We start from the raw sequence: 20,922 nt of genomic DNA, 5'->3' as shown, positions 1-20,922 counted from the left end.
AAATAGCTGGTTCTCCGCGAAATCTATTTAGGTAGAGCGTCGACCGAATACCCTCGGGGGTAGAGCACTGGATGGGCTATGGGGACTCACCGTCTTACTGATCCTAACCAAACTCCGAATACCGAGGAGTACTAGTCGGCAGACACACGGCGGGTGCTAACGTCCGTCGTGAAAAGGGCAACAACCCTGACCTCCAGCTAAGGTCCCCAAGTCATGGCTAAGTGGGAAAGGATGTGAGGATCCCAAAACAACCAGGATGTTGGCTTAGAAGCAGCCATCATTTAAAGAAAGCGTAACAGCTCACTGGTCTAAATAAGGGTCTTTGCGCCGAAAATGTAACGGGGCTAAAGCCATGCACCGAAGCTGAGGATTGTGGCAACCTTCGGGTTGCTTCAGTGGTAGCGGAGCGTTCCGTAAGTCTGTGAAGGCGGACCCGTGAGGGCTGCTGGAGATATCGGAAGTGCGAATGTTGACATGAGTAACGATAAAGGGAGTGAGAGACTCCCTCGCCGAAAGACCAAGGGTTCCTGCTTAAAGTTAATCTGAGCAGGGTTAGCCGGCCCCTAAGACGAGGCGGACACGCGTAGTCGATGGGAACCACGTTAATATTCGTGGGCCTGGTGGTAGTGACGGATCTCGTGTGTTGTACATTCTTACTGGATTGAATGTGCGGCGAAGAGGTTCCAGGAAATAGCTCCACCGTATAGACCGTACCCGAAACCGACACAGGTGGTCAGGTAGAGTATACCAAGGCGCTTGAGAGAACTATGTTGAAGGAACTCGGCAAATTGCACGCGTAACTTCGGAAGAAGCGTGACCCTTTTGTACGCAAGTATGATGGGGTGGCACAGACCAGGGGGTAGCGACTGTTTATCAAAAACACAGGGCTCTGCGAAGTAGCAATACGACGTATAGGGTCTGACGCCTGCCCGGTGCTGGAAGGTTAAAGGGAGGGGTGCAAGCTCTGAACTGAAGCCCCAGTAAACGGCGGCCGTAACTATAACGGTCCTAAGGTAGCGAAATTCCTTGTCGGGTAAGTTCCGACCTGCACGAATGGCGTAACGACTTCCCCGCTGTCTCCAACATAGACTCAGTGAAATTGAATTCCCCGTGAAGATGCGGGGTTCCTGCGGTCAGACGGAAAGACCCCGTGCACCTTTACTATAGCTTTACACTGGCATTCGCCAAGGCATGTGTAGGATAGGTGGTAGGCTTTGAAGCATGGACGCCAGTTCGTGTGGAGCCATCCTTGAAATACCACCCTTATCTTCGTGGATGTCTAACCGCGGTCCGTTATCCGGATCCGGGACAGTGTATGGTGGGTAGTTTGACTGGGGCGGTCGCCTCCGAAAGAGTAACGGAGGCGCGCGATGGTGGGCTCAGACCGGTCGGAAATCGGTCGTCGAGTGCAATGGCATAAGCCCGCCTGACTGCGAGACTGACAAGTCGAGCAGAGACGAAAGTCGGTCATAGTGATCCGGTGGTCCCGTGTGGAAGGGCCATCGCTCAACGGATAAAAGGTACGCCGGGGATAACAGGCTGATGACCCCCAAGAGTCCATATCGACGGGGTTGTTTGGCACCTCGATGTCGACTCATCGCATCCTGGGGCTGGAGCAGGTCCCAAGGGTATGGCTGTTCGCCATTTAAAGCGGTACGTGAGTTGGGTTCAGAACGTCGTGAGACAGTTCGGTCCCTATCTGCCGTGGGTGTAGGAATATTGACAGGATCTGTCCCTAGTACGAGAGGACCGGGATGGACGTATCTCTGGTGGATCTGTTGTCCTGCCAAGGGCATAGCAGAGTAGCTATATACGGAATGGATAACCGCTGAAGGCATCTAAGCGGGAAACCAACCTGAAAACGAGTGTTCCCTATCAGAGCCGTGGAAGACGACCACGTTGATAGGACGGGTGTGGAAGCACAGCAATGTGTGAAGCTTACCGTTACTAATAGCTCGATCGACTTCTTCGTTCCCATTGATTATGTTCATCGAACAAAGGTCGATGACATCTGTTCTGTCTTCACGCTGACGTGGCCTTCGGCCACTACGCTGCAGACGGCGCGCCAAACGATTGGCGACGGACTAGCGTCCTGTATGGCTGCCAAGCTCGATCTCGAGTAAGGCAGGCAAACAGACCAGTCACAGAAAGACGTGTTAAATTAAATCAGACGAAAGTCTGCCAGCTTCTCGAAAACAACAGTCCATGTTAAAACATGAACAATGTTGCGTTTTGCCGACCTGGTGGTTATCGCGGGGCGGCTGCACCCGTTCCCATTCCGAACACGGCCGTGAAACGCCCCAGCGCCAATGGTACTCCGTCTCAAGACGCGGGAGAGTAGGTCGCTGCCAGGTCTGCAAAACGCAACTCAAAATCTTCTCATTCACATACCTCGGCCCAGCCGACACCAAGGGCCGCTATCCAAGCGGCCTTTCGTCGTTTAAGGCAGGGCTTTAAAGGCAATGAAATGGCGTACAAAATCTTGTGCGCCCCTTAAAGGAGATAAATTGTGCCGCAATTTATCTCCGGCAAAGATCCGTCGTCGCTAAAGCAACGACGTAACCGCGACATTCGGCCTTGCCGAATGCGCTGGACGCGGGGTGGAGCAGCCCGGTAGCTCGTCAGGCTCATAACCTGAAGGCCGCAGGTTCAAATCCTGCCCCCGCAACCAAAATACAAAAAAACCCGTAGCTCAAGCTGCGGGTTTTTTTGCGTTTACGCTGGAATACCCTCTGGTCGAATTCGCCCTCCCGACGCGACATCTGTCTCAGATGTCCTTTGCCAGACGCAGCGCATCGTAGATCGCCGCATGGGTGTTGCGTGCGGCCACGGCATCGCCGATCCGGAAGAGCCTGTATGTGCCGGCCGGGTTGCGTTCGACTGTCTGGGCCTCTCCCGCAAGCAGGGCGTCGTAGGAGGTTTCGCCGAGGTTTTTCGAGCCGGATTTCAGCTCGAAATAGAGCTCGTCCAGCGGCACCGTGCCGTGATTGACGACGATCTGGTCCACATTCCTTGATTTCGCCACGCCGCCATAGTCGCTGCCGACATGGGCGATGAGCTGGTTGCTGTTTCTTTCCGCCGCTTCCAGCCGGTAGGTAACGGTGAAGGTGACATCGAGTTTCTGCAGCGCGCGCATATAGGGGACCAGGTTCATGGCCATGACCTCGGGGGCGAAGGCGCGGTCCGGCGTCATGATCTCAACCTTCGCGCCTGCCTTTGCCAGACATTCGGCGGCCTGCAGGCCGGCATGATCGCCGGCATCGTCGAAGACCAGCACATTCGTGCCCGGCTTGACGTCACCGGAAATGATATCCCAGGCGGAAACGACGAGATCGTTGCCCTTTGAAAGCACGTCGGTATGCGGCAATCCGCCGGTGGCGATGATGACGACATCGGGGTTTTCCGAAAGGACCGTGTCGGCTTCCGCCCAGCTGTTGAAGTGGAAGGTGACGCCGAGCCTTTCGCATTGGCTCATGCGCCAGTCGATAATGCCAATCATTTCGCGGCGGCGCTCGCTTTGAGCGGTTAGGCGTATCTGGCCGCCGGCATCGTTCGCAGCCTCGAAGACGACAACGTCATGGCCGCGTTCGGCGCAGACACGCGCTGCCTCAAGCCCGGCCGGACCGGCGCCGACGATGACCACCTTGCGGCGTTCCGCTGCTCTGGTGATGTCGTGCGGCATGGTTTCTTCGCGGCCGGTCGCCGCATTGTGGATGCAGAAGGCGAGGCCGCCCTGGTAGATGCGGTCGAGACAATAATTGGCACCGACGCAGGGGCGAATATCGTCCTCCCGTTTTTCCATGATCTTGCGCACGATATGCGGGTCGGTCATGTGTGCGCGCGTCATGCCGACCATGTCCACCTTGCCGGAGGCGATCGCATGGCGGGCGGTCGCGACGTCTTGGATTTTGGCGGCATGGAAGGTCGGGAATTGGGTTGCCGCGCGGATTTCGCCGGCAAAATCGAGATGCGGCGCATTGGCCATGCCCTGAATGGGAATGACGTCGGTCAGGCCAGGATCGGTATCGATATGGCCCCTGATGACATTGAGATAGTCGATCAGGCCGCTGTCCCTCAGCCGTCTGGAGATTTCGAGACCCTCTGCCTTGCCCGTGCCGCCCTTAAGACATTCGTCGGCGGTATAACGGACCCCAAGAATGAAATCATCGCCCACACGCTCACGCATCGCCTTGAAGACGTCGAGACAGAAGCGCATGCGGTTGTCCAGCGAGCCGCCATAGGGTCCGTCAAGCTCGTTGGTCAGCGGGGAGACGAACTGGTCGATGAGATGGCCATAGGCCTCCAGCTCCACTCCGTCCATGCCGCCTGCCTTCATGCGTTCCGCGGCATCGGCGAAGTCCTTGATGACGCGCTCGATATCCCAATCCTCGATCTTCTTCGGGAAGGCGCGGTGTGCCGCCTCCCGCTGGTGGGAGGGGGCGAGCACCGGCAGCCAGTCGCCCTTGTCCCAGCGGGTGCGACGGCCGAGATGGGTCAGCTGGATCATGATTGCCGCACCCTGTTCATGCACGGCGTCGGTCATTTCCCTGATCCAGGGAACGATTTCATCCTTGTAGGCGAGCAGATTGTTGAAGACGGGCGGGCTGTCCCGGGAGACGGCGGCGGAGCCCGCCGTCATCGTCAAGGCGACACCGCCTTTTGCCCGCTCCACCGTATAGGCGCGGTAGCGCCCCTTCGGCATGCCATCCTCGGGATAGGCGGGCTCATGCGAGGTGACGATGATGCGGTTTCGCAGGGTGAGGTGTTTCAGCTGGTAGGGCTGAAGAAGGGGATCATTCGACATGCGCCATGCTCCAAAGACGTTTCATGGGAGGAGGCTAAGCGGGAATGTACATATGTGTCAATTAAGAAAACACAGGTGTTTATTGCTTCGACATAGCTGGACATTCACCTTGTCGCGCCTGGGCCTATTTGATAGGAAAATCATCATGGAAGCGACATTGAACGAGACAGGCTGGCGCGGTTCGTATGAGGGGTGGCTTGAGGCCGCCTATCAGGCCTTGCTGGAATCGGGTGTGGATTCCGTCAAGATTCTGCCCCTGGCGAAAAAGCTCAGCCTGTCGCGCACGAGCTTCTACTGGTTCTTCAAGGACAGGGAGGAGCTGCTGGCGGCGCTGGTCTCACGCTGGCGGGAAAAGAACACCGGCAGTATCGTCAGGCAGTCGGAGGCCTATGCCGAAACGCTCGTCGAAGCCATGCTGAATATTTTTGACTGCTGGCTGGACCCCTCGCTTTTTGACAGCCGCTTTGAATTTGCGGTTCGAAGCTGGGCCCTTCAGTCGAACGGGATTCTCGCGGAGGTCGGCAAAGCCGACGACATGAGGATGGCGGCGCTTTCACGGATGTTCATGCGTTTCGGCCATAGTGAAACCATGGCGGATGTGCGTGCCCGCACCACCTATCTCGTGCAGATCGGCTATATTTCCATGCAGTCAGAGGAAGATATGGCGGTGCGGATGCAGAGGATTCCTGACTATATTGCCATCTATACCGGCGAGGTACCGCAGCAGCGCGAGCTCGACCGGTTTTATGCGAGGCATGGTTACAGGCCGGGTTCGTAGGCTGAGAGCCTGTTTGCCTGAAACGTCTGTTGCGGCGCTGCCCCAGCCATGTAGAGAATGACGCACCGACCCTCTGGCTTCCTGCAATGTAGCTGCAACATTCACCGACCAGTGGTGGGAATGGCAAGGGTCCATCTTGGGGAACGTCATTGCGAATCTTGCTTCTTGAGGATGAACCTGAAATGGCGCGCGCGCTTCTGGAGGCCTTGCGCCGGCGGGATGTGCTTGCCGATCATGTCAGCACCATCAGCGACGCCGATGCCCTTGCGCGGGACGGCTCTTACGATGTCCTGGTTCTGGACCGCCGTCTTCCCGATGGTGAGGGGCTGAATCTTGTGGCTTCGCTTCGCCGCAGCAAAAATTCCGTGCCGATCCTTGTTCTGACCGCGCTCGGAAATGTCGATCACCGTGTCGACGGGCTGGATGCCGGGGCGGATGATTATCTTGCCAAGCCCTTTGCGATCGAAGAATTGCTCGCCCGTCTCAGGGCTCTCCACAGGCGTGGCCCGTCGCTTGCCGACAAATATACGCGGTTCGGAAATCTGGGCATTGATCCGCGCAGCAATGAGGTCAGCGTTGCAGGTTCCAGTATCGAATTGCGGCGGCGGGAGTATCTGGTACTGGAGGCCCTGATGCGGCGTCCGAACCGCATCGTCACGCGGTCGAGCCTGATCGAGGCCGTCTATACGCTCGATGACGAGATCGAGTCCAATGCTCTCGATGCGCATATTTCCCGTATCCGCAAGAAGCTGGCGCAGGCGGAAGCGACGGTGGAGATAAGAGCCGTGCGCAATATTGGTTACCTCGTCCGGTTGAAGACATGAAGAAGACACATGATCGATCCCTGCGATGGGGGCTGATGAAGCGTCTTTTCGCCTTGCAGGCCTTCCTGCTTCTCCTCTTCGTCATCCTTCTCATCGGCTGGATATGGATCATTGATCCGCGCCTCGAAGGCGCGAATGAAGAGGCTGCCCGCATCGTCGCGGAGAGCGTGACAAAAGATGCACAGGGCAGGCCGCAACTGTCGCTGACGCCGGAACTGGCGGAGTTGAAACGGCGCTATCCGAATCTCTGGTTTGTGGTGCGGGACACCGATGACATCGTGTTGCAATATGGTGTTGTTCCGGCGTCTGCCCTGTCGGCGGCCTTTCCCTGGAGTTTTGACCGCGCGCGCCTGGAGGCGGCCGGTACAGTGCGCGCCACCGTGGAAAACCGCGATACATCCGCTGGGCGGCTTCAGTTCATTGCCGGAACAGAAGAGGGAATCCTCAATGAAGGCCTGAGTATCTGGATCAATGTTCAACTCGATCTGGAAAAGGATGCCAAGGGCGCCATTCGCTGGTTGACCGTGCTGCCGGCGCTGGGCCTCATCATCCTTATCGCCGTCGTGCCGATGCTGATCCTGACGGGCATCGCGACGCTGCTCGTGACCCCACGGGCGGTCGGGCGATCCCTAAGCGGACTGATGGAGACGGTGAAGCAGGCGCAGTCCATCGATTTTGATAACCGTTCCGCCCGCATCGACCGTTCGAAAGTCCCCCTTGAAATCATCCCGCTGGTGGATGCCTTCAATGTTGCGCTTTCGAAGCTCGATGACGGGTATAATCGCCGTAACCGCTTTCTCGCCGATGCGGCGCATGAACTGAGGACGCCGATCGCAATCGTGCGGACCAGAGCCGATCTTTTGCCCGATGACGCACTGAGCCGTCAAATCCGGGCGGATATCGATCGCCTCACCCGTGTTGCGCACCAGCTGCTGGAAATGCAGGCGGTGGGCGCAGTGGAACTGCCGGCGGAGCCGTGCGATCTCAATAAGCTTGTCGAGCACATCGCGACCGATCTCGCCCCGATTGCGATGGATGCGGGTTACGAGTTCGATTTCGAGCCAAGCGTGGGTGCCGCCATCTTCACTGTGCAGGCGTCGATCATCGAGATGGCGGTCGTCAACCTCGTTCGCAATGCGATCGATCATGCCGGCGGCAGGGGCGCAATCACGATCCGGATTGACGCGGCAGGCGCCATCGAGGTCTGCGATGAAGGACCGGGCATACCTGTTCCTGAGCGCGGGCAGGTATTCGAGCCATTTCATCGCATCAACACGAATTCGCCGGGCGCTGGCCTTGGGTTAAATCTGGTCCAGAAGGCCGCCGAGCTTCATCGTGGCCGTGTTCTGTTCCTTGATCTCAATCCCGGCTTCTGCGTTCGGCTGGAAATCCGTTCGGTCGTTTCGAAAGCAGTCGCGCCCGGTAATACTTAAAATATAGTTAAAGAAAATCGTCTAATTATATTAAATAAATCAGATATTTATAGTCAAACTCGTTGCGTGCAATGCAGGCGTAATTCTCGCGCGGAAAATGCCCGTATCTGCTGAGCTCATCCGCATGTCATGCCGATCGGGCGCAGGAGACGAACGGGAACCGGCTTCCGGTTCTTCAACGCGAACTGAAACCTTGCGGGCGCCAGGCCTTGGCGCAGCGGTTTCGTCTGGAGTCATTCATGTCGATCATCAAGAAATCGCTTGCCGCCGTGACTATCGCCGTTGCGATTGCGAGCAACGCCTATTCCGCCGATCTCACCAACTACAATACGCAGCAATCTTTCGACTACGGCAATCAGCCGGCTTTCTCATGGAGCGGAGCCTATGTCGGTGCGCATGGTGGCGTCGCCTCTCCGAAATTCAGTCCACTGGCCAGCGGCCGTGGCCTGACGGGTGGCGTTCAGGCGGGCTATAACTTCCAGTTCGGCTCCGGCGTCGTCGGTGCGGAAGTGGAAGGCTCCTATCTCGGAAACGATGCGCGTGTGCCGAACGGCCGGTTGCGTGAGCGTTTCCGGGGTGCGGCCAAGTTAAAGGCCGGCGTGGCGCTTGATCACACGCTTCTTTACGGCACTGCCGGCCTGACCACGACGAAGTTTAAGGATGGCAATGGCGTGACGGGTCCCGACGGCTGGAAACAGGGGTATCTGGTCGGCGCCGGCGTCGAACAGAGCTTTGGCGGCGGCCTGTCGGCTAAGTTTGAATATAACTATGTGAGCACGGGAAATGTGGCCACCACGACATCCAGCGGCCGGTCGAAGACCGATGTCAGCGATCATGTCATCAAGGCCGGTCTGAACTATCGCTTCTGATCGGCCGCTTCCATGAAGGCTTCCAGGGAGAATTCAAAAAATACCGCCGCTTTCAGCGTGGAAGCGGCGGTAGAACGGCGCGTAGCGCGAAACAGGCGGGCGGCGACGGACCGAAATCCGAGATCCGGAAAGGATTATTCGCATTCGAGCGAAGGCTGCCGGAAGCTCGTCACATACCATTCGCTGCCGGAATTGCGGGTGTAGAACGTATAATAACAATCGATGCGCTCGATATAGCCCGGCGTTTCGGACACTTCGTAACGCTCGCCACGCCGTGTTGTCCGCACTTCGCCACTCGATGAACCGGCGACGGCCTGTGTCTTGTTCTTGCGCCATTGATAGGCCTGCTGGCCGGGGCCGAGGCTGTAAATATTGTCCGGCGGGCCGTAATCCAGCATCACGCTGGTAATAGGCGCGCCGATATAGCTTTTCATGACGGTCGATGCACAGGCCGCGAGCAGCAACGATGCGCCGGCGACGAGGAAGATTGCTGCCGGGACGGCCACTGACGATCTCTCAGGCATGGGGTTCCTTTCATCCGCGTGAGGTTTCGCAAGGATAGGAATCGGCCATTGCAGATACATTGCATGCAAAGCCCTGGAGGGCTTTGGCTTGCTGTTCCCGGCTCCGGCGACAGCAGTCGCCCTGACGCGGCTTCTCAGAGACCGGCGATATTGAGGCCGATATGGCGCAGGATGCTTTTGAAAAGCTTCACCTCGCCCGGGTCGAGGCCTTCGATCGCGGTTTTTTCGAACATGGCCGCGATGGGCATGAGCTCGTCGGCAAGTTCCTCGCCCTTTGTCGTCAGGCTGATGCACACAATGCGGGCATTGTCGGCCGGCCGCTCGCGGCTGACGAGATTGCGCCGCACCATCAGCCCCACCAGTCGCGAAAGGGTGGAGATTTCCACCGACACCATGTCCGATAGCTCGGTCAGCGTCTTGCTTTCCTGTTGCCTGAGCGTCGCCAGCACGCGGTACATGGGCAGCGTGATGTCATAGGAGGTCAGCCTCACGGAAAAACGCTCGCCCAGCCGAACGCCCACCCAGTTGAGCAGGTAGGGTACCGAGTCGGTGAACTGATAAGACACGAGCAAATCCCCGTTTGAGAACCATCCGCGCAGATGCTGATGTGCGCCTATCGGCTGTACCGGCACAATCAATCCGTTTCAATAGCTTCACTCCACAACGCCCGGGAATGACGGGGTTCCCAGTGGTATAAAATGACGAAAAACATTTGCATTGACAAATGTTGCAAATGAAAATAAAAAGATTTCAGGATTTGGGAGGATCTCATGACATCAGCATTGTTTGGCCTGAGCGGCCTAGCGCCTGAAGGCGTCGGCCAGAATTTCCGTTCGACGATGCGCCGTTTTCCGGCAACCGTGACGGTCATTACCGCCTGCGCCGCCGGTGATCAGCGCGACCATGGCATGACGGTGACAGCCGTCACCTCGGTTTCGATGGAGCCGCCGTCTCTGCTGGTCTGCCTGAATAATCGTACCCTGCTGCATGAATTGCTGCTGTGCCGGCCCGATTTCATCGTCAACGTGCTGACGCAGGATCAGATCGCGCTTTCGGATGGCTTCAGCGGCAAGCTGCCGCCGGAGGAGCGTTTCCGTGACGGCAGTTGGCAACGCCACGATAATGGCGTTCTTTACCTGCCGACGGCCCATGCCGCCATCGCCTGCCGCCGGGTTGCGGCCATGCCCTATGGAACCCATACCGTCTTCATCGGACAGGTGGTTTCGGCCGATGTCAGCGAGACCACACGGCCGCTGCTTTACGAAAATGCCCAATATTGCGCCGCAAGCCCCGCGCACGAACCCGTCTGAATTTCAGCGCTCAGATCATTCCCGCAAGGAGACAATCATGAACGACATGAGCCATGCGCCGCTGCCGGTGCAAACGAACCCGCATGTCCGCCTCGCCAGCCGCGTTGCCGGCATAGCCGATCTCTTCCGCTCCAGCGCCAGGCAGACGGAGGAGGCGCGGCGCGTACCTGCCAGCCATATAGAGGCGCTGCGTGGCATCGGTTATTTCGACATCGTCAAGCCCCGCGCCTTCAACGGCAAGGGTGGCGATTTTGCCGAGCTGGTGGAAGCCAATATCGAGCTTTCGGCGGCCTGTGCGTCGACGGGCTGGGTCGCCGGCCTGCTCTCTGCCCATCAATGGCTGCTGGCGATGTTTCCAGAAGAGGCGCAGGCCGATGTCTGGGGTGAAAATCCCGATGCGCTGCTGTGCGGTTCCTATGCGCCGGTGAAGATGGCGGAGGCTGCCGATGGCGGTTATCGCCTCAGCGGCAAATGGGCCTTTGCTTCTGGCTGCGAGAACGCACAATGGTCTCTCTGCGCCGCCATTCTGCCGCCGAAGGGTGAAGGGAAGCCGGTTCCCGCCTTTCTGCTCGTTCCCGCCAGCCAATATGTCGTTGAAGACACCTGGCATGTTGTGGGGCTGGCCGGCACGGGATCGAAGACGCTGGTTCTCGATGACGTCTTCGTTCCCGAACACCGGGTCTTGACCTTTCCGGACGCCACCAGCGGCTGCACGCCCGGTGGACGATATTATGCGGAAGAGAGCCTGTTCAACATGCCGCTTCTGACCGGCATTCCCTCCTGTCTTGCGGCGGCCGGTGTCGGCGCGGCCAAGGGGGCGCTTGCCGCCTATGTCGATCATGTCGGCGGTCGGGTCACGCGCGGCGCGGTGGCGGGTGGCAATAACCGCATGGCGGAATTCCCGACCATCCAGCTGCGCGTCGCGGAAGCGGCGGCAAGTGTCGATGCGGCCTGCGAAATCCTGCTGCGCGACGTCTCGCGCGCTCAGGCGCTGGCACAGGCCCGGATCGAAGGCCGCGCGGAATTTACCGTGGATGATCGCCTTCTGAGCCGTCGCGGCCAGTCCTTTGCCGTGTCCCTCTCATTGCGTGCCGTGCAGGCGCTGAATGATTCCACCGGTGGCGTCGGGCTCGATCTGGCGAACCCCGTGCAGCGCGCCTGGCGGGATGCCAATGCGGTCGGCCGTCACATCAGCATGAACTGGGATGCCGTCGGCACCATGATTGGCCAGAGCATGCTCGGCCTCGAACCCAAGGGCCAATACTGATCGCCACTGAGGCGGCAAACCAACAGCGAAATTTGGAGGAAACTACATGCAAGGCAAGGTCGCTCTCGAGGAGCATTTCGCAATCCCGGAAACACTTCAAGATTCGGCCGGTTTCGTGCCCGGCGATTGCTGGACGGAACTGCAGCACCGCCTGCTCGACATTCAGGATACGCGCCTGAAGCTGATGGATGCGCATGGCATCGAGACCATGATCCTGTCGCTGAATGCCCCGGCGGTGCAGGCCATTCCCGACAAGACCAAGGCAATCGAGATCGCGCGGCGCGCCAATGACGCGCTGGCCGAAGAATGCGCCAAGCGGCCGGATCGGTTTCTCGCCTTCGCCGCGCTGCCTTTGCAGGACCCGGATGCGGCGACGCAGGAATTGCGGCGCTGCGTCAACGATCTCGGTTTCGTCGGCGCGCTCGTCAACGGTTTCAGCCAGGAGGGCGACGGCCAGACCCCGCTTTATTACGACCTGCCGCAATATCGCCCCTTCTGGGGTGAGGTCGAAAAGCTCGACGTGCCGTTTTACCTGCATCCGCGCAATCCGCTGCCGCAGGATTCGCGCATCTATGACGGCCATCCCTGGCTGCTCGGCCCCACCTGGGCCTTTGCGCAGGAAACGGCTGTCCATGCTCTGCGCCTCATGGCATCGGGCCTGTTCGATGAGCATCCGCGCCTCGACATCATTCTCGGCCATATGGGCGAGGGGCTGCCCTACATGATGTGGCGTATCGACCATCGCAATGCCTGGGTGAAGCTGCCGCCGCGTTATCCGGCCAAGCGCCGTTTCGTGGATTATTTCAACGAAAACTTCCACATCACCACCTCGGGCAATTTCCGCACCCAGACGTTGATCGATGCCATTCTGGAAATCGGTGCGGATCGCATCCTGTTCTCCACCGACTGGCCCTTCGAAAATATCGATCATGCCTCCGACTGGTTCCATGCGACGAGCATTGCCGAGGCCGACCGGGTGAAGATCGGCCGCACCAATGCGCGCCGCCTGTTCAAGCTTGACGGGCGCTGAACCATGCAGCCTTTCGTCTATATGGCTGCGCCCGCCCGCATCGTCTTTTCGGCGGGCAGTTCGGCTGATGTGGCGGAGGAAATCCGCCGCCTAGGCCTGTCGCGGGCGCTGGTGCTGTCCACGCCGCAACAAAAGGGCGACGCCGAGGCGCTGGCGTCCAGGCTTGGTCGGCTCGCGGCGGGCGTCTTTTCCGAAGCCGCTATGCATACACCGGTCGAAGTGACGAAAACGGCGGTTGAGGCCTATCGCGCTGCGGGTGCGGATTGTGTCGTCTCTTTGGGTGGCGGTTCCACCACCGGTCTCGGCAAGGCGATTGCGCTGCGTACCGATGCGGCGCAAATCGTCATACCCACGACCTATGCCGGCTCGGAAGTCACACCCATTCTCGGCCAGACGGAGAATGGTGTGAAAACCACCATGCGCGGGCCGGAGATCCTGCCGGAGGTGGTGATCTATGATGCGGAACTGACCCTCGGGCTGCCTGTCGCCATCAGCATGACGAGCGGGCTCAACGCCATGGCCCATGCGGCGGAAGCGCTTTATGCGCGGGATCGCAACCCCATCGCCAGCATGATGGCGGTGGAAGGGCTGCGGGCAATGATCGAAGCGCTTCCAGTCGTTCGGCAGGCGCCACACGATATCGGCGCGCGTGAAACGGCACTTTATGGCGCGTGGCTCTGCGGCACCGTGCTGGGTGCGGTCGGCATGTCGCTGCATCACAAGCTTTGCCACACGCTGGGCGGTAGTCTCGATCTGCCGCATGCGGAAACCCATGCGGTGCTTCTGCCGCACACCATCGCTTATGTGGAAGAGGCCGCGCCGAATTTGCTCGCGCCATTGGCTGCGCTGGTTGGCGGCCGGGCCGGGGCGGGACTTTTCGATTTTGCTGCGCGGCTCGGCGCACCTTCGAGCCTGGCGGCCCTTGGCGTTGGGGCTGACGATCTCGATCCCATGGCCGAGCTTGCGACGGCCAATCCTTACTGGTGCCCGCGGCCGATTGAAAAAACCGCGATCCGCGACCTGCTGCAGCGCGCCTTCGAGGGCGCGCGGCCAGCGTGATGGGAGGAGACTATGGATATTAAGATGACCAGTGACGACGGCTATTTCGTCGAGGAACGCTCGGCCGAAACCGTGATTGCCCGCATGCGCGATTGTGACGATCCGCGTCTGAAGGAGATCATGGCGGTCGTGACCCGCAAGCTGCATGAGGCGGTGAAAGAAATCGAGCCGACCGAGGAGGAGTGGATGAAGGCCATTCATTTCCTCACCGAGGTCGGCCAGATCTGCAACGAGTGGCGGCAGGAATGGATCCTGTTTTCCGATATTCTCGGTGTCTCCATGCTGGTCGATGCCATCAATCACCGCAAACCGAGCGGCGCGTCGGAATCCACCGTGCTTGGCCCCTTCCATGTCGCCGATGCGCCGGAAATGCCGATGGGCGCGAACATCTGTCTCGATGGCAAGGGTGAGGACATGGTCGTCACCGGCCGCATTCTCGATACCGAAGGCGCGCCGGTCGCCGGCGCACGGATTGATGTCTGGCAGGCCAATGACGAAGGCTTTTATGACGTGCAGCAGAAGGGCATCCAGCCCGATTTCAACCTGCGCGGCGTTTTTGTTACCGGCGAGGATGGGCGATACTGGTTCCGGGCTGCGAAACCCAAATATTACCCGATACCGGATGACGGCCCAGTGGGGCGGCTGTTGCGGGCGATGGGGCGGCATCCATACCGCCCGGCGCATCTGCACTACATCGTTTCGGCCGAGAGCTTCACCACGCTCGTTACCCATATTTTTGATCCCGACGATCCCTATATCCGGTCTGACGCGGTGTTCGGCGTGAAGGAAAGCCTGCTGGCGAATTTTGACCGGGTGGAGGATCGAGAGAAGGCGCAGGAGCTTGGTTTTGCCGGCGACTGGTTCTGGTCCGTGAACCACGATTTCGTGCTTGCCCGATGAACGGCGGCAGCGATCAATCCCGGCTTTACGTGCGGTTTGCCGAAAGCGATCCCAATGCGACGGAGCAGCGGGTGGCGCAGTTGGAGGCGCACAAGGCCCATTTGCGCAATGGCGAAGCGAAGCCCGAGGGGTTTCGTATCCTGGTGTCCGGTCCGATGAGCGCTGGTGACGGTGGTCCGCCCGCGGCGCTCATCATCGCCGAGGCGCATTCTCTTGAGGATGTCATCGCCTTCAGCGACGCCGATCCCTTCGTTGTTCACGGGGTCTATAATCGCATTCGTATTTTGAACTGGACGCCGACGTTATCGATGATTTCCGGGCTGGAATCCCGCTGATTTCAGCCATCGCAGGGCGATTGGCTTCTATCAATATTTCATTTGCAATTTTTGCAAATGCAACATTTAATTTATGGCGAGTGATATCGGCGACGTGTGGCTTGACAGGAGCAAGGCACATATCAGGGTGGAGCCCGCCGGACACTCACGGAGGATAATGCAGGGACGGGGAGACGCTGATCCATACCGGATGGCGCGTTCGTGCGTGAAAGGGAGGAATATGTCCACGAATTATCTGAGCGCCGCTTCAGTGCGGACGAAGAACCCGGCTGGCGTCATCGCGACATGCGGCCTGATGATCATGTTCGACGGGTACGACCTGGTCGTTTATGGCGCGGTCGCCCCGGCGCTGCTGAAAGAAAGCACCTGGGCGCTTAACCCGGCCATGGTCGGGCGCGCCGCCGCCTTGACGCTGGTGGGCATGCTGCTCGGCGCACTGTTTGCCGGCACCATGGCCGACCGTATCGGCCGCCGGAAGGTGGTTCTCTTAAGCCTCGCCGGATTTTCGGCGATGATGATCGCCTCGGCCATGACGCCGAACTTTCTCGCCTTCGAAATCACCCGCTTTTTTGCCGGCCTCGGACTTGGCGCGCTGTTGCCGACGGTTACTGCGCTGGTGCTGGAGTTTTCGCCGCCGCAACGCAGGGCGCAGGCCAATTCCCTGTCCTTCCTCGGTTATCTCATCGGCGGCATCATTTCCGGCATCCTGGGCATGCTACTTCTGGAGAGTTATGGCTGGCGGCCATTGATGCTGATCGGCGGCCTGCCGCTCATCCTGCTGCCGATCTTCATGCGCTTCCTGCCGGAATCGCCGGAGTGGCTGGCGAGCAAAGGCCGGCAGGCGGAGGCCGACGGCATTTGCGACAGTTATGGTCTGCAACGCATCGTACCCCATGCAAAAATGCAGAAGGGTGGCGTCGGCGCGTTGTTTTCCGAAGGCCGGCTGGCTTCGACGCTGAATGCCTGGGGCATTCACTTCTGCTCGCTGCTGCTCACCTTCGGCATGGTCAACTGGTTGCCCACCATCATGAACAAGATGGGTTATGACATCAGTTCGGCGCTCAGCTTTTCCGTCATGCTCAATGTCGGCGCCGCCATCGGCATCCTTATCGGTGGACGCTTTGCGGATAAGGGCAACGTCAAGGTGGTGGTGGCGATCCTGTTTGCCGTCGGCGCCGCATCGATCTTCGCCCTGACTGCCAACAAGGGACCGCTTCTTTATGTTTTCGTGGCGCTTGCGGGTGCCGGAACCATCGGAACGCAGATTCTCGCCAATGTCCTGGTAGGACGGCTTTATCCCGTCCATATTCGAGGCACTGGTCTCGGCTTTTCGCTGGCGGTCGGGCGGCTTGGCGGCATTGCTGGGCCGATGATCGGCGGCCTGGTGCTGCAAAGGGGTCTGGCGCCGGAGTGGAATTTCTACATTTTTGGCTCGGTCGCGGTCGTTGGGCTGATGCTCACAGTGTTGACCCTGCTTTACCGCACATCGGGCGACGCACGGGTTTGATAACAGGCTATGGCCGCAGGATCGTGAACCTGCGGCCATCGCAAACCTAATGCGGCAGGACATGCGGTCTCAGAAAAACAATCCGTCAGCCCCTGCGTCCGCTGCGCAGTTGCGCCAGAGTGGCCAGTGTGTTGCCACTGATGGATGCGCTTCCCTGCCGGAACAGAGCGATGCGCGGGTCGGAACCGGAATTATTCGCTTCGAATGTCATGAGAAAACGATTGACCAGTTTCTCGACTTTTTTCGGATCCTGCAGATCCTTTATCTTCAGCCTTTTCTCGATCATCTTCGCCTGCGCATCAACCTTGGCATTTGCCGTTTCTGCGGGAATTCCAAGAGCTGTGCGGGTCACTTCGGACAGCGCCTTGTCTGCCAATATGTCATAAGCGCTGGAAATGCCGCCGGCCATCCGCTTGAAATAAAGCGCGAGCCGAACACCGGAATTTTCTTCTCCGGCCCGCTCCTCCAGTTTCTGTCGAACATACTTGTCCCGCGTTTCCATGAGGCTACGATTGTTCTGGATGGGCTGACGGGTTGTTGCGCTGATATTTCCCTTGGCATCGAAGTTGAAGGAGCCGGCAAGAGCGCGAAAACGAGGGTCTTTTTCCGTATTGGCGAAGCTTTTGGGGTCCTTGAGGTCGGATTTGAAAATCTTCTTCAGGTAGTCGGTCGTGATGGATTTCGGATCGATACGCTCGGCAACCAGCATGAAGTCCAGCAGGCGCCGGTCAGCGAGCAATTGATCGGCTGTCTCCAAAGTCCCCATTTTCTCGCGATAATAACCGACTTCCTTCTCTCCCTTCTCCCTGATCTTTTTATCCTTGTCCCACCGGGTGACTTCTTTCAGATAATTTCGCGAGATACGGGCTATTTCGTTCTCTGCCTGTGCGAAACGCGGCGAGCCGATCTTGCCCTGTGCATCAAAATTGAAAGCCTTGGCAAGCCGCAGAAAGCGATCGTCCTTCAGGGTGTACACATAGCTTTTGGGGTTCGACAGGTCGCTGGTGAAGACCTTTTTCAACTTGAACGTGGAGCTTTCCTCAGTGCCGATGTTGAACGCCTTCAGCGCGAAGTTGCGAATGGCAACCGCTGCCGGTGCCGCCGACAGAAAGTCATCAAGGTTTTTAGTGAGGCCGATGTAGCGCCTGTAATCCTTGATTGTCTTTTCATCCGCTGCCTCCTGCTTGTCGTCGTATCGGCTGAAGTAGAGGTTCATTATCGTGCTGAGCTGACCATCGCTCTGGACCGCTTTTCCGGCCGCGACCTTGCCATCCGTGCCAAAATTAAAGGCCTTCGCCAGATCGATGAAGCCTTTGTCCTTTTCCCTATAAAGTCCGCTCTGTGGGTCTGCGGGGTTTTCCCGAAGAGCCCACTGGATTTTCTGATCGGTACCGCTGTTGTCCTCAAGATTGAAGGCGACGATCAACATTGTTCGCAGACGTGAATTGGCGGTCAGCTGTCCGGCATCCGTTACGTCTTTCATCGCCTGCACGAAAAAATCGCGGTTTAGAATCGCGCCGGTCTGCGTGACGCGGGGATTTGCCAGAACATAGTTTTCATTGGTCAGCCGCTTCTGAACAGCCGTCTGCGCTTTCGTGCCGTCATTCACAAGGCCGTCGGCGCGGAAATTAAACGTTGCCGCCAGCTCGAACAACTTGGCGGCCCCATTGATACGCTTGTTATACTGGTTGATCAGATAATCGTTTTTTTCGAGAGACGTTTTGTCGGTCGAAGGGATTTTTGTACGCTGGTCGCGCAGATCGGCAATTTTGGCCTGCCACTCTTCGAGCAGCGGTTTATAGGTGCTGTTGACGTAGCTGTCGGCCTTACTGATATCGCTGGTTAGAACACCTTTCAGATGTTGGTAGTCGAAAGTTTGGGGATCGATGCCGAAGGATTTGAAAACATAATTCCGCAGTCGCGTATTTTTGAAAATGTCATCCACCTGGCCAACCTTATCGATGACAATGTTGTAATAACGCGTTTCTTCCTTCTGTTCTTCGTTCCGTTGCTTGTCTGTGTCATGATAGGCGGTAACCAGCCGGTCCTGTTGAGACTTGGTCTGAACCGTTTTTTCAGTCTTGATCGTACCGAAATCAAACGCTGCCGCGAAGTCGCGGTAGCGGGTGTCTTTCAGCTTGTTAACGAAACTGTTCGGATCCTTGAGATTGCTTTCCAGCACCTTCTTCATGAAGGCGGTTGCATAGGTCATCTCTTCCAGGCCATGGGCTTTCATGGCGTAAGAATAGAGCTTGTAGTCTTTCAGAAACGCGTCAAGGCTTTTTACCTTGCCGATATTGTCGGCGTAATATTTGGCGTCGCGCGATATGATCGGATCATTCGCGACGCGTTTCAGCGACGATTCCATATTGCGATTGTAAAGGGCGTAAGTCGTATAGGCCGGCAGCACATGCGCCTCCGATAGAATTCATGCTGTATATATAAATATCTAGACTGTCCTCAATTTAACTTGTGCGTGGCTGAATTTCTCGAATTATTACTTTTATAATAATTTTTATATTAATAAATTATAGATTTATATTTTAGTATATTTTCCAGCATGGTCCTTTTGACAGGTTGTGCGAGATGTGGAGCCGGGTGGGAGGCGGGCATGGCTAATCCCCAACCCAAGCCTCACCGGGCAGGTTTGATGGCCATTGTCTTCGCAAGGGTCGCGGCGAAAGCATTTCCGTCTAAACCGGACGGGCTGTAGAGCAATTCCGGTAAACACCGGTTCTTCCATTGCCATAACTTTGTTTTTGCGCATTTCCGGATGCGAGACCGAGCACATTTTTGCTGGAAATGCTCTAGCGCATCATCCCTTGCGGGACACGGGCGCGATCGTCGCCATTTGCTGCAATGTCCGCTCATTGGTCCGCTTCAGGCGCGCCAGCGCATTGTCGCGGTCTTCCGGCAGCGTATAGGTCATATAGGACAGCGACGTTTCGAGGTCGTTATTGTTGTGGCCAAGAATGGCGGCGAAATAGCTGTTCTTGGTGACATGGGGTGGCGCGAAATTGTGATAGGCCACTTCGGCATAGAGGTGTCTGAGGCCATAGGGCTTGGGAAGCTCTTCCTTTGGCCAGACATCCTCGAACAGGTTAAAAACCGTGTCGCGCAGCAGCAGGCGGGTTTCCGAGGAAAAATCGTCGATCGACATGCCATGCCATAATTTTCCCTGTCCGCTTTCGCGCAGGCGCTTATAGGCAGCCAGCACGGTTTCGGAGCGCGTCAGGACAGGAATTTCATAGGTAATCCCGAATTTCGTGCCCTCGCCCTGTTTCGTCTTGGCCTGACCGTTGAACAGGATGCTCCATTTGGAAACTCCCTTGCCATAGGGTGCAGGTGAAAATTCCGCCTGGGTGAAGACTTCATAGGGTCGGCGTCCCGTCATGCCGATGAGGCCGATGCCGATCATCAGGGGATCGCTGGACTTGAGACAATCCTCGCAGATTTTCAGAACCTGCCGGTAGTTCTCGAATGTGATGAGCGCGCCATGCTTGTTGGCGATCTTCTCCATCTTCACCCGGCGGGCCTCGTCATACATCGCGGCATCGCCGGTGGCGATCTTCAGCATCGGATGGTCGTCACCGAAGGCTTCCCGGATGGCGTTGCGATATTTGGTGATGTAGGAAATGATCGTCGTCTGGGCGCGGCCGTTCATGATGGCGATTTCTGCGTCCCACAGAGCCTGCATGTCCTGCTTCGCGTCCATGCCGTTCATCGCGGCAATGAAATCGGCTATGCGAAGGAGAACCGTGGGTTTGCGGCCGGCGGTGTTGAACTCCGCCCGCTCGATTTTTTCGACAATCGACGTCGCCACGCCTGTCTTGGGATAATCGCCCCGGGCAATATAGGTGTTCAGGCGCTCGCGCAGCTTCTTCATGTTGCAGATGGCTAGCGGGGTGCTCTTCGGGCCGAATTCGGCCTTCAGCGCATTGCGATATTTCATGATGTAAAGTTCGAGCGTCTTTTCCGTGCGGCCATTATCGAAATGATAGCGGACCTCGGCATCCCACAGATCGCGGATTTTCCTGTTTCGCGAAGCGTCGTCGCTTTTCATCGCCTCTTTGATCTGGCCGACGAATTGATCGATGCGTTCCACGAGGACCGGTGTTTTTGTTTTTCGTTTTGCGGCGAGCATGCGGCGGCTCCCTGAACCGGTCCGGAAATATAAAATCCATGGTTGGCGATCAACGACAGAACGGTTGCGGGAATGTGATGAACATTCGCCGCAAGCCGGTTTCTTTTGAATAATAGTTTGATCGATTCCGCAAGCTTC

General features: G+C 57.8%; 16 protein-coding genes, 1 tRNA gene and 2 rRNA genes (1 of these 19 running past the window's edge). 14 read left to right on the top strand and 5 right to left on the bottom strand.

Annotation, left to right across the window (positions count from 1 at the left end; translation table 11 throughout):
• From ATU_RS12385 to ATU_RS12375, 3 genes are all read left to right on the top strand, one after another.
• A 23S ribosomal RNA gene (locus ATU_RS12385) occupies nucleotides 1–1,972 on the top strand; it begins 850 nt to the left of the window's first position.
• A gap of 267 nt (nucleotides 1,973–2,239) precedes the next feature.
• Nucleotides 2,240–2,354: ribosomal RNA gene (gene rrf, locus ATU_RS12380) — 5S ribosomal RNA — on the top strand.
• Nucleotides 2,355–2,594: 240 nt separating this feature from the next.
• Nucleotides 2,595–2,671, top strand: a tRNA-Met gene (locus ATU_RS12375).
• A 96-nt stretch (nucleotides 2,672–2,767) separates the two neighbouring features.
• On the opposite strand, the gene ATU_RS12370 is transcribed toward ATU_RS12375, so the two are convergent.
• Nucleotides 2,768–4,804, bottom strand: a complete 2,037-nt coding sequence (locus ATU_RS12370; protein WP_010972390.1) for an NADH:flavin oxidoreductase — start codon at nucleotides 4,802–4,804, stop codon at nucleotides 2,768–2,770.
• Nucleotides 4,805–4,949: 145 nt separating this feature from the next.
• On the opposite strand from ATU_RS12370, the gene ATU_RS12365 reads away from it, so the two are divergent.
• The 4 genes from ATU_RS12365 (at nucleotide 4,950) to ATU_RS12350 (ending at nucleotide 8,708) form a co-directional block, all read left to right on the top strand.
• The gene (locus ATU_RS12365) at nucleotides 4,950–5,582 is read left to right on the top strand and encodes a TetR/AcrR family transcriptional regulator (protein ID WP_035255795.1); all 633 of its coding nucleotides are present in this window, start codon (nucleotides 4,950–4,952) and stop codon (nucleotides 5,580–5,582) included.
• A gap of 149 nt (nucleotides 5,583–5,731) precedes the next feature.
• Nucleotides 5,732–6,406, top strand: coding sequence for a response regulator transcription factor (locus tag ATU_RS12360; protein ID WP_006312166.1), 675 nt, complete (start codon nucleotides 5,732–5,734; stop codon nucleotides 6,404–6,406).
• The gene (locus tag ATU_RS12355) at nucleotides 6,403–7,839 is read left to right on the top strand and encodes a sensor histidine kinase (protein ID WP_010972387.1); all 1,437 of its coding nucleotides are present in this window, start codon (nucleotides 6,403–6,405) and stop codon (nucleotides 7,837–7,839) included. Before ATU_RS12360 ends, ATU_RS12355 begins: the two co-directional genes overlap by 4 nt.
• Nucleotides 7,840–8,078: 239 nt before the next feature.
• Nucleotides 8,079–8,708: an outer membrane protein gene (locus ATU_RS12350; RefSeq protein ID WP_010972386.1), complete on the top strand. Its 630-nt coding sequence runs from the start codon at nucleotides 8,079–8,081 to the stop codon at nucleotides 8,706–8,708.
• Between the two features lie 134 nt (nucleotides 8,709–8,842).
• On the opposite strand, the gene ATU_RS12345 is transcribed toward ATU_RS12350, so the two are convergent.
• Nucleotides 8,843–9,232 carry a hypothetical protein gene (locus ATU_RS12345; RefSeq protein ID WP_035255799.1) on the bottom strand — a complete coding sequence of 130 codons (390 nt, stop codon included), beginning with the start codon at nucleotides 9,230–9,232 and terminating at the stop codon, nucleotides 8,843–8,845.
• Nucleotides 9,233–9,366: 134 nt separating this feature from the next.
• Nucleotides 9,367–9,798, bottom strand: a complete 432-nt coding sequence (locus ATU_RS12340) for a MarR family winged helix-turn-helix transcriptional regulator (RefSeq protein ID WP_010972384.1) — start codon at nucleotides 9,796–9,798, stop codon at nucleotides 9,367–9,369.
• A gap of 204 nt (nucleotides 9,799–10,002) precedes the next feature.
• Here ATU_RS12340 and graD point away from each other — a divergent pair, with 204 nt between their 5' ends.
• From graD to ATU_RS12305, 7 genes are all read left to right on the top strand, one after another.
• Nucleotides 10,003–10,542, top strand: a complete 540-nt coding sequence (gene graD / locus ATU_RS12335) for an FADH(2)-dependent resorcinol hydroxylase reductase component (protein WP_010972383.1) — start codon at nucleotides 10,003–10,005, stop codon at nucleotides 10,540–10,542.
• A gap of 37 nt (nucleotides 10,543–10,579) precedes the next feature.
• Nucleotides 10,580–11,809, top strand: a complete 1,230-nt coding sequence (graA, locus tag ATU_RS12330; RefSeq protein WP_010972382.1) for an FADH(2)-dependent resorcinol hydroxylase oxygenase component — start codon at nucleotides 10,580–10,582, stop codon at nucleotides 11,807–11,809.
• A 46-nt stretch (nucleotides 11,810–11,855) separates the two neighbouring features.
• Nucleotides 11,856–12,839, top strand: a complete 984-nt coding sequence (tsdA, locus tag ATU_RS12325) for a gamma-resorcylate decarboxylase (RefSeq protein ID WP_010972381.1) — start codon at nucleotides 11,856–11,858, stop codon at nucleotides 12,837–12,839.
• Between the two features lie 3 nt (nucleotides 12,840–12,842).
• Nucleotides 12,843–13,898, top strand: a complete 1,056-nt coding sequence (gene graC / locus ATU_RS12320; RefSeq protein WP_010972380.1) for a maleylacetate reductase — start codon at nucleotides 12,843–12,845, stop codon at nucleotides 13,896–13,898.
• 12 nt (nucleotides 13,899–13,910) lie between these two features.
• The gene (graB, locus tag ATU_RS12315) at nucleotides 13,911–14,798 is read left to right on the top strand and encodes a hydroxyquinol 1,2-dioxygenase (protein ID WP_010972379.1); all 888 of its coding nucleotides are present in this window, start codon (nucleotides 13,911–13,913) and stop codon (nucleotides 14,796–14,798) included.
• Complete coding sequence (locus tag ATU_RS12310) at nucleotides 14,795–15,133, top strand: YciI family protein (protein ID WP_010972378.1); 339 nt, start codon at nucleotides 14,795–14,797, stop codon at nucleotides 15,131–15,133. Before graB ends, ATU_RS12310 begins: the two co-directional genes overlap by 4 nt.
• Before the next feature lie 220 nt (nucleotides 15,134–15,353).
• A complete protein-coding gene (locus tag ATU_RS12305) occupies nucleotides 15,354–16,640 on the top strand; it encodes an MFS transporter (protein ID WP_006312148.1) in 1,287 nt (428 codons plus the stop codon).
• A gap of 85 nt (nucleotides 16,641–16,725) precedes the next feature.
• Here ATU_RS12305 and ATU_RS12300 read toward each other — a convergent pair whose 3' ends face one another.
• Together ATU_RS12300 and telA are read right to left on the bottom strand one after the other, a co-directional pair.
• Nucleotides 16,726–19,050 carry a DUF1217 domain-containing protein gene (locus ATU_RS12300; RefSeq protein WP_010972376.1) on the bottom strand — a complete coding sequence of 775 codons (2,325 nt, stop codon included), beginning with the start codon at nucleotides 19,048–19,050 and terminating at the stop codon, nucleotides 16,726–16,728.
• A gap of 405 nt (nucleotides 19,051–19,455) precedes the next feature.
• Entirely contained in the window at nucleotides 19,456–20,784 is a 1,329-nt protein-coding gene (telA, locus tag ATU_RS12295; RefSeq protein ID WP_006312144.1) for a telomere resolvase TelA, read from the bottom strand.
• Nucleotides 20,785–20,922 lie beyond the last annotated feature (138 nt).

Source organism: Agrobacterium fabrum str. C58 (assembly GCF_000092025.1).
Lineage (GTDB): Bacteria > Pseudomonadota > Alphaproteobacteria > Rhizobiales > Rhizobiaceae > Agrobacterium > Agrobacterium fabrum.
Note: the sequence above shows the minus strand (reverse complement) of the source record. Positions and strands in the feature narration are given on the sequence as shown.

Bases quoted from the DNA above. Each gene is read 5' to 3' on its own strand.
- graD (WP_010972383.1), top strand. From the start codon at position 10,003: ATGACATCAGCATTGTTTGGCCTGAGCGGCCTAGCGCCTGAAGGCGTC.
- telA (WP_006312144.1), bottom strand. From the start codon at position 20,784: ATGCTCGCCGCAAAACGAAAAACAAAAACACCGGTCCTCGTGGAACGC.
- ATU_RS12370 (WP_010972390.1), bottom strand. From the start codon at position 4,804: ATGTCGAATGATCCCCTTCTTCAGCCCTACCAGCTGAAACACCTCACC.
- ATU_RS12310 (WP_010972378.1), top strand. From the start codon at position 14,795: ATGAACGGCGGCAGCGATCAATCCCGGCTTTACGTGCGGTTTGCCGAA.
- ATU_RS12365 (WP_035255795.1), top strand. From the start codon at position 4,950: ATGGAAGCGACATTGAACGAGACAGGCTGGCGCGGTTCGTATGAGGGG.
- ATU_RS12305 (WP_006312148.1), top strand. From the start codon at position 15,354: ATGTCCACGAATTATCTGAGCGCCGCTTCAGTGCGGACGAAGAACCCG.
- graC (WP_010972380.1), top strand. From the start codon at position 12,843: ATGCAGCCTTTCGTCTATATGGCTGCGCCCGCCCGCATCGTCTTTTCG.
- tsdA (WP_010972381.1), top strand. From the start codon at position 11,856: ATGCAAGGCAAGGTCGCTCTCGAGGAGCATTTCGCAATCCCGGAAACA.
- graB (WP_010972379.1), top strand. From the start codon at position 13,911: ATGGATATTAAGATGACCAGTGACGACGGCTATTTCGTCGAGGAACGC.
- ATU_RS12345 (WP_035255799.1), bottom strand. From the start codon at position 9,232: ATGCCTGAGAGATCGTCAGTGGCCGTCCCGGCAGCAATCTTCCTCGTC.
- ATU_RS12350 (WP_010972386.1), top strand. From the start codon at position 8,079: ATGTCGATCATCAAGAAATCGCTTGCCGCCGTGACTATCGCCGTTGCG.
- ATU_RS12355 (WP_010972387.1), top strand. From the start codon at position 6,403: ATGAAGAAGACACATGATCGATCCCTGCGATGGGGGCTGATGAAGCGT.
- graA (WP_010972382.1), top strand. From the start codon at position 10,580: ATGAACGACATGAGCCATGCGCCGCTGCCGGTGCAAACGAACCCGCAT.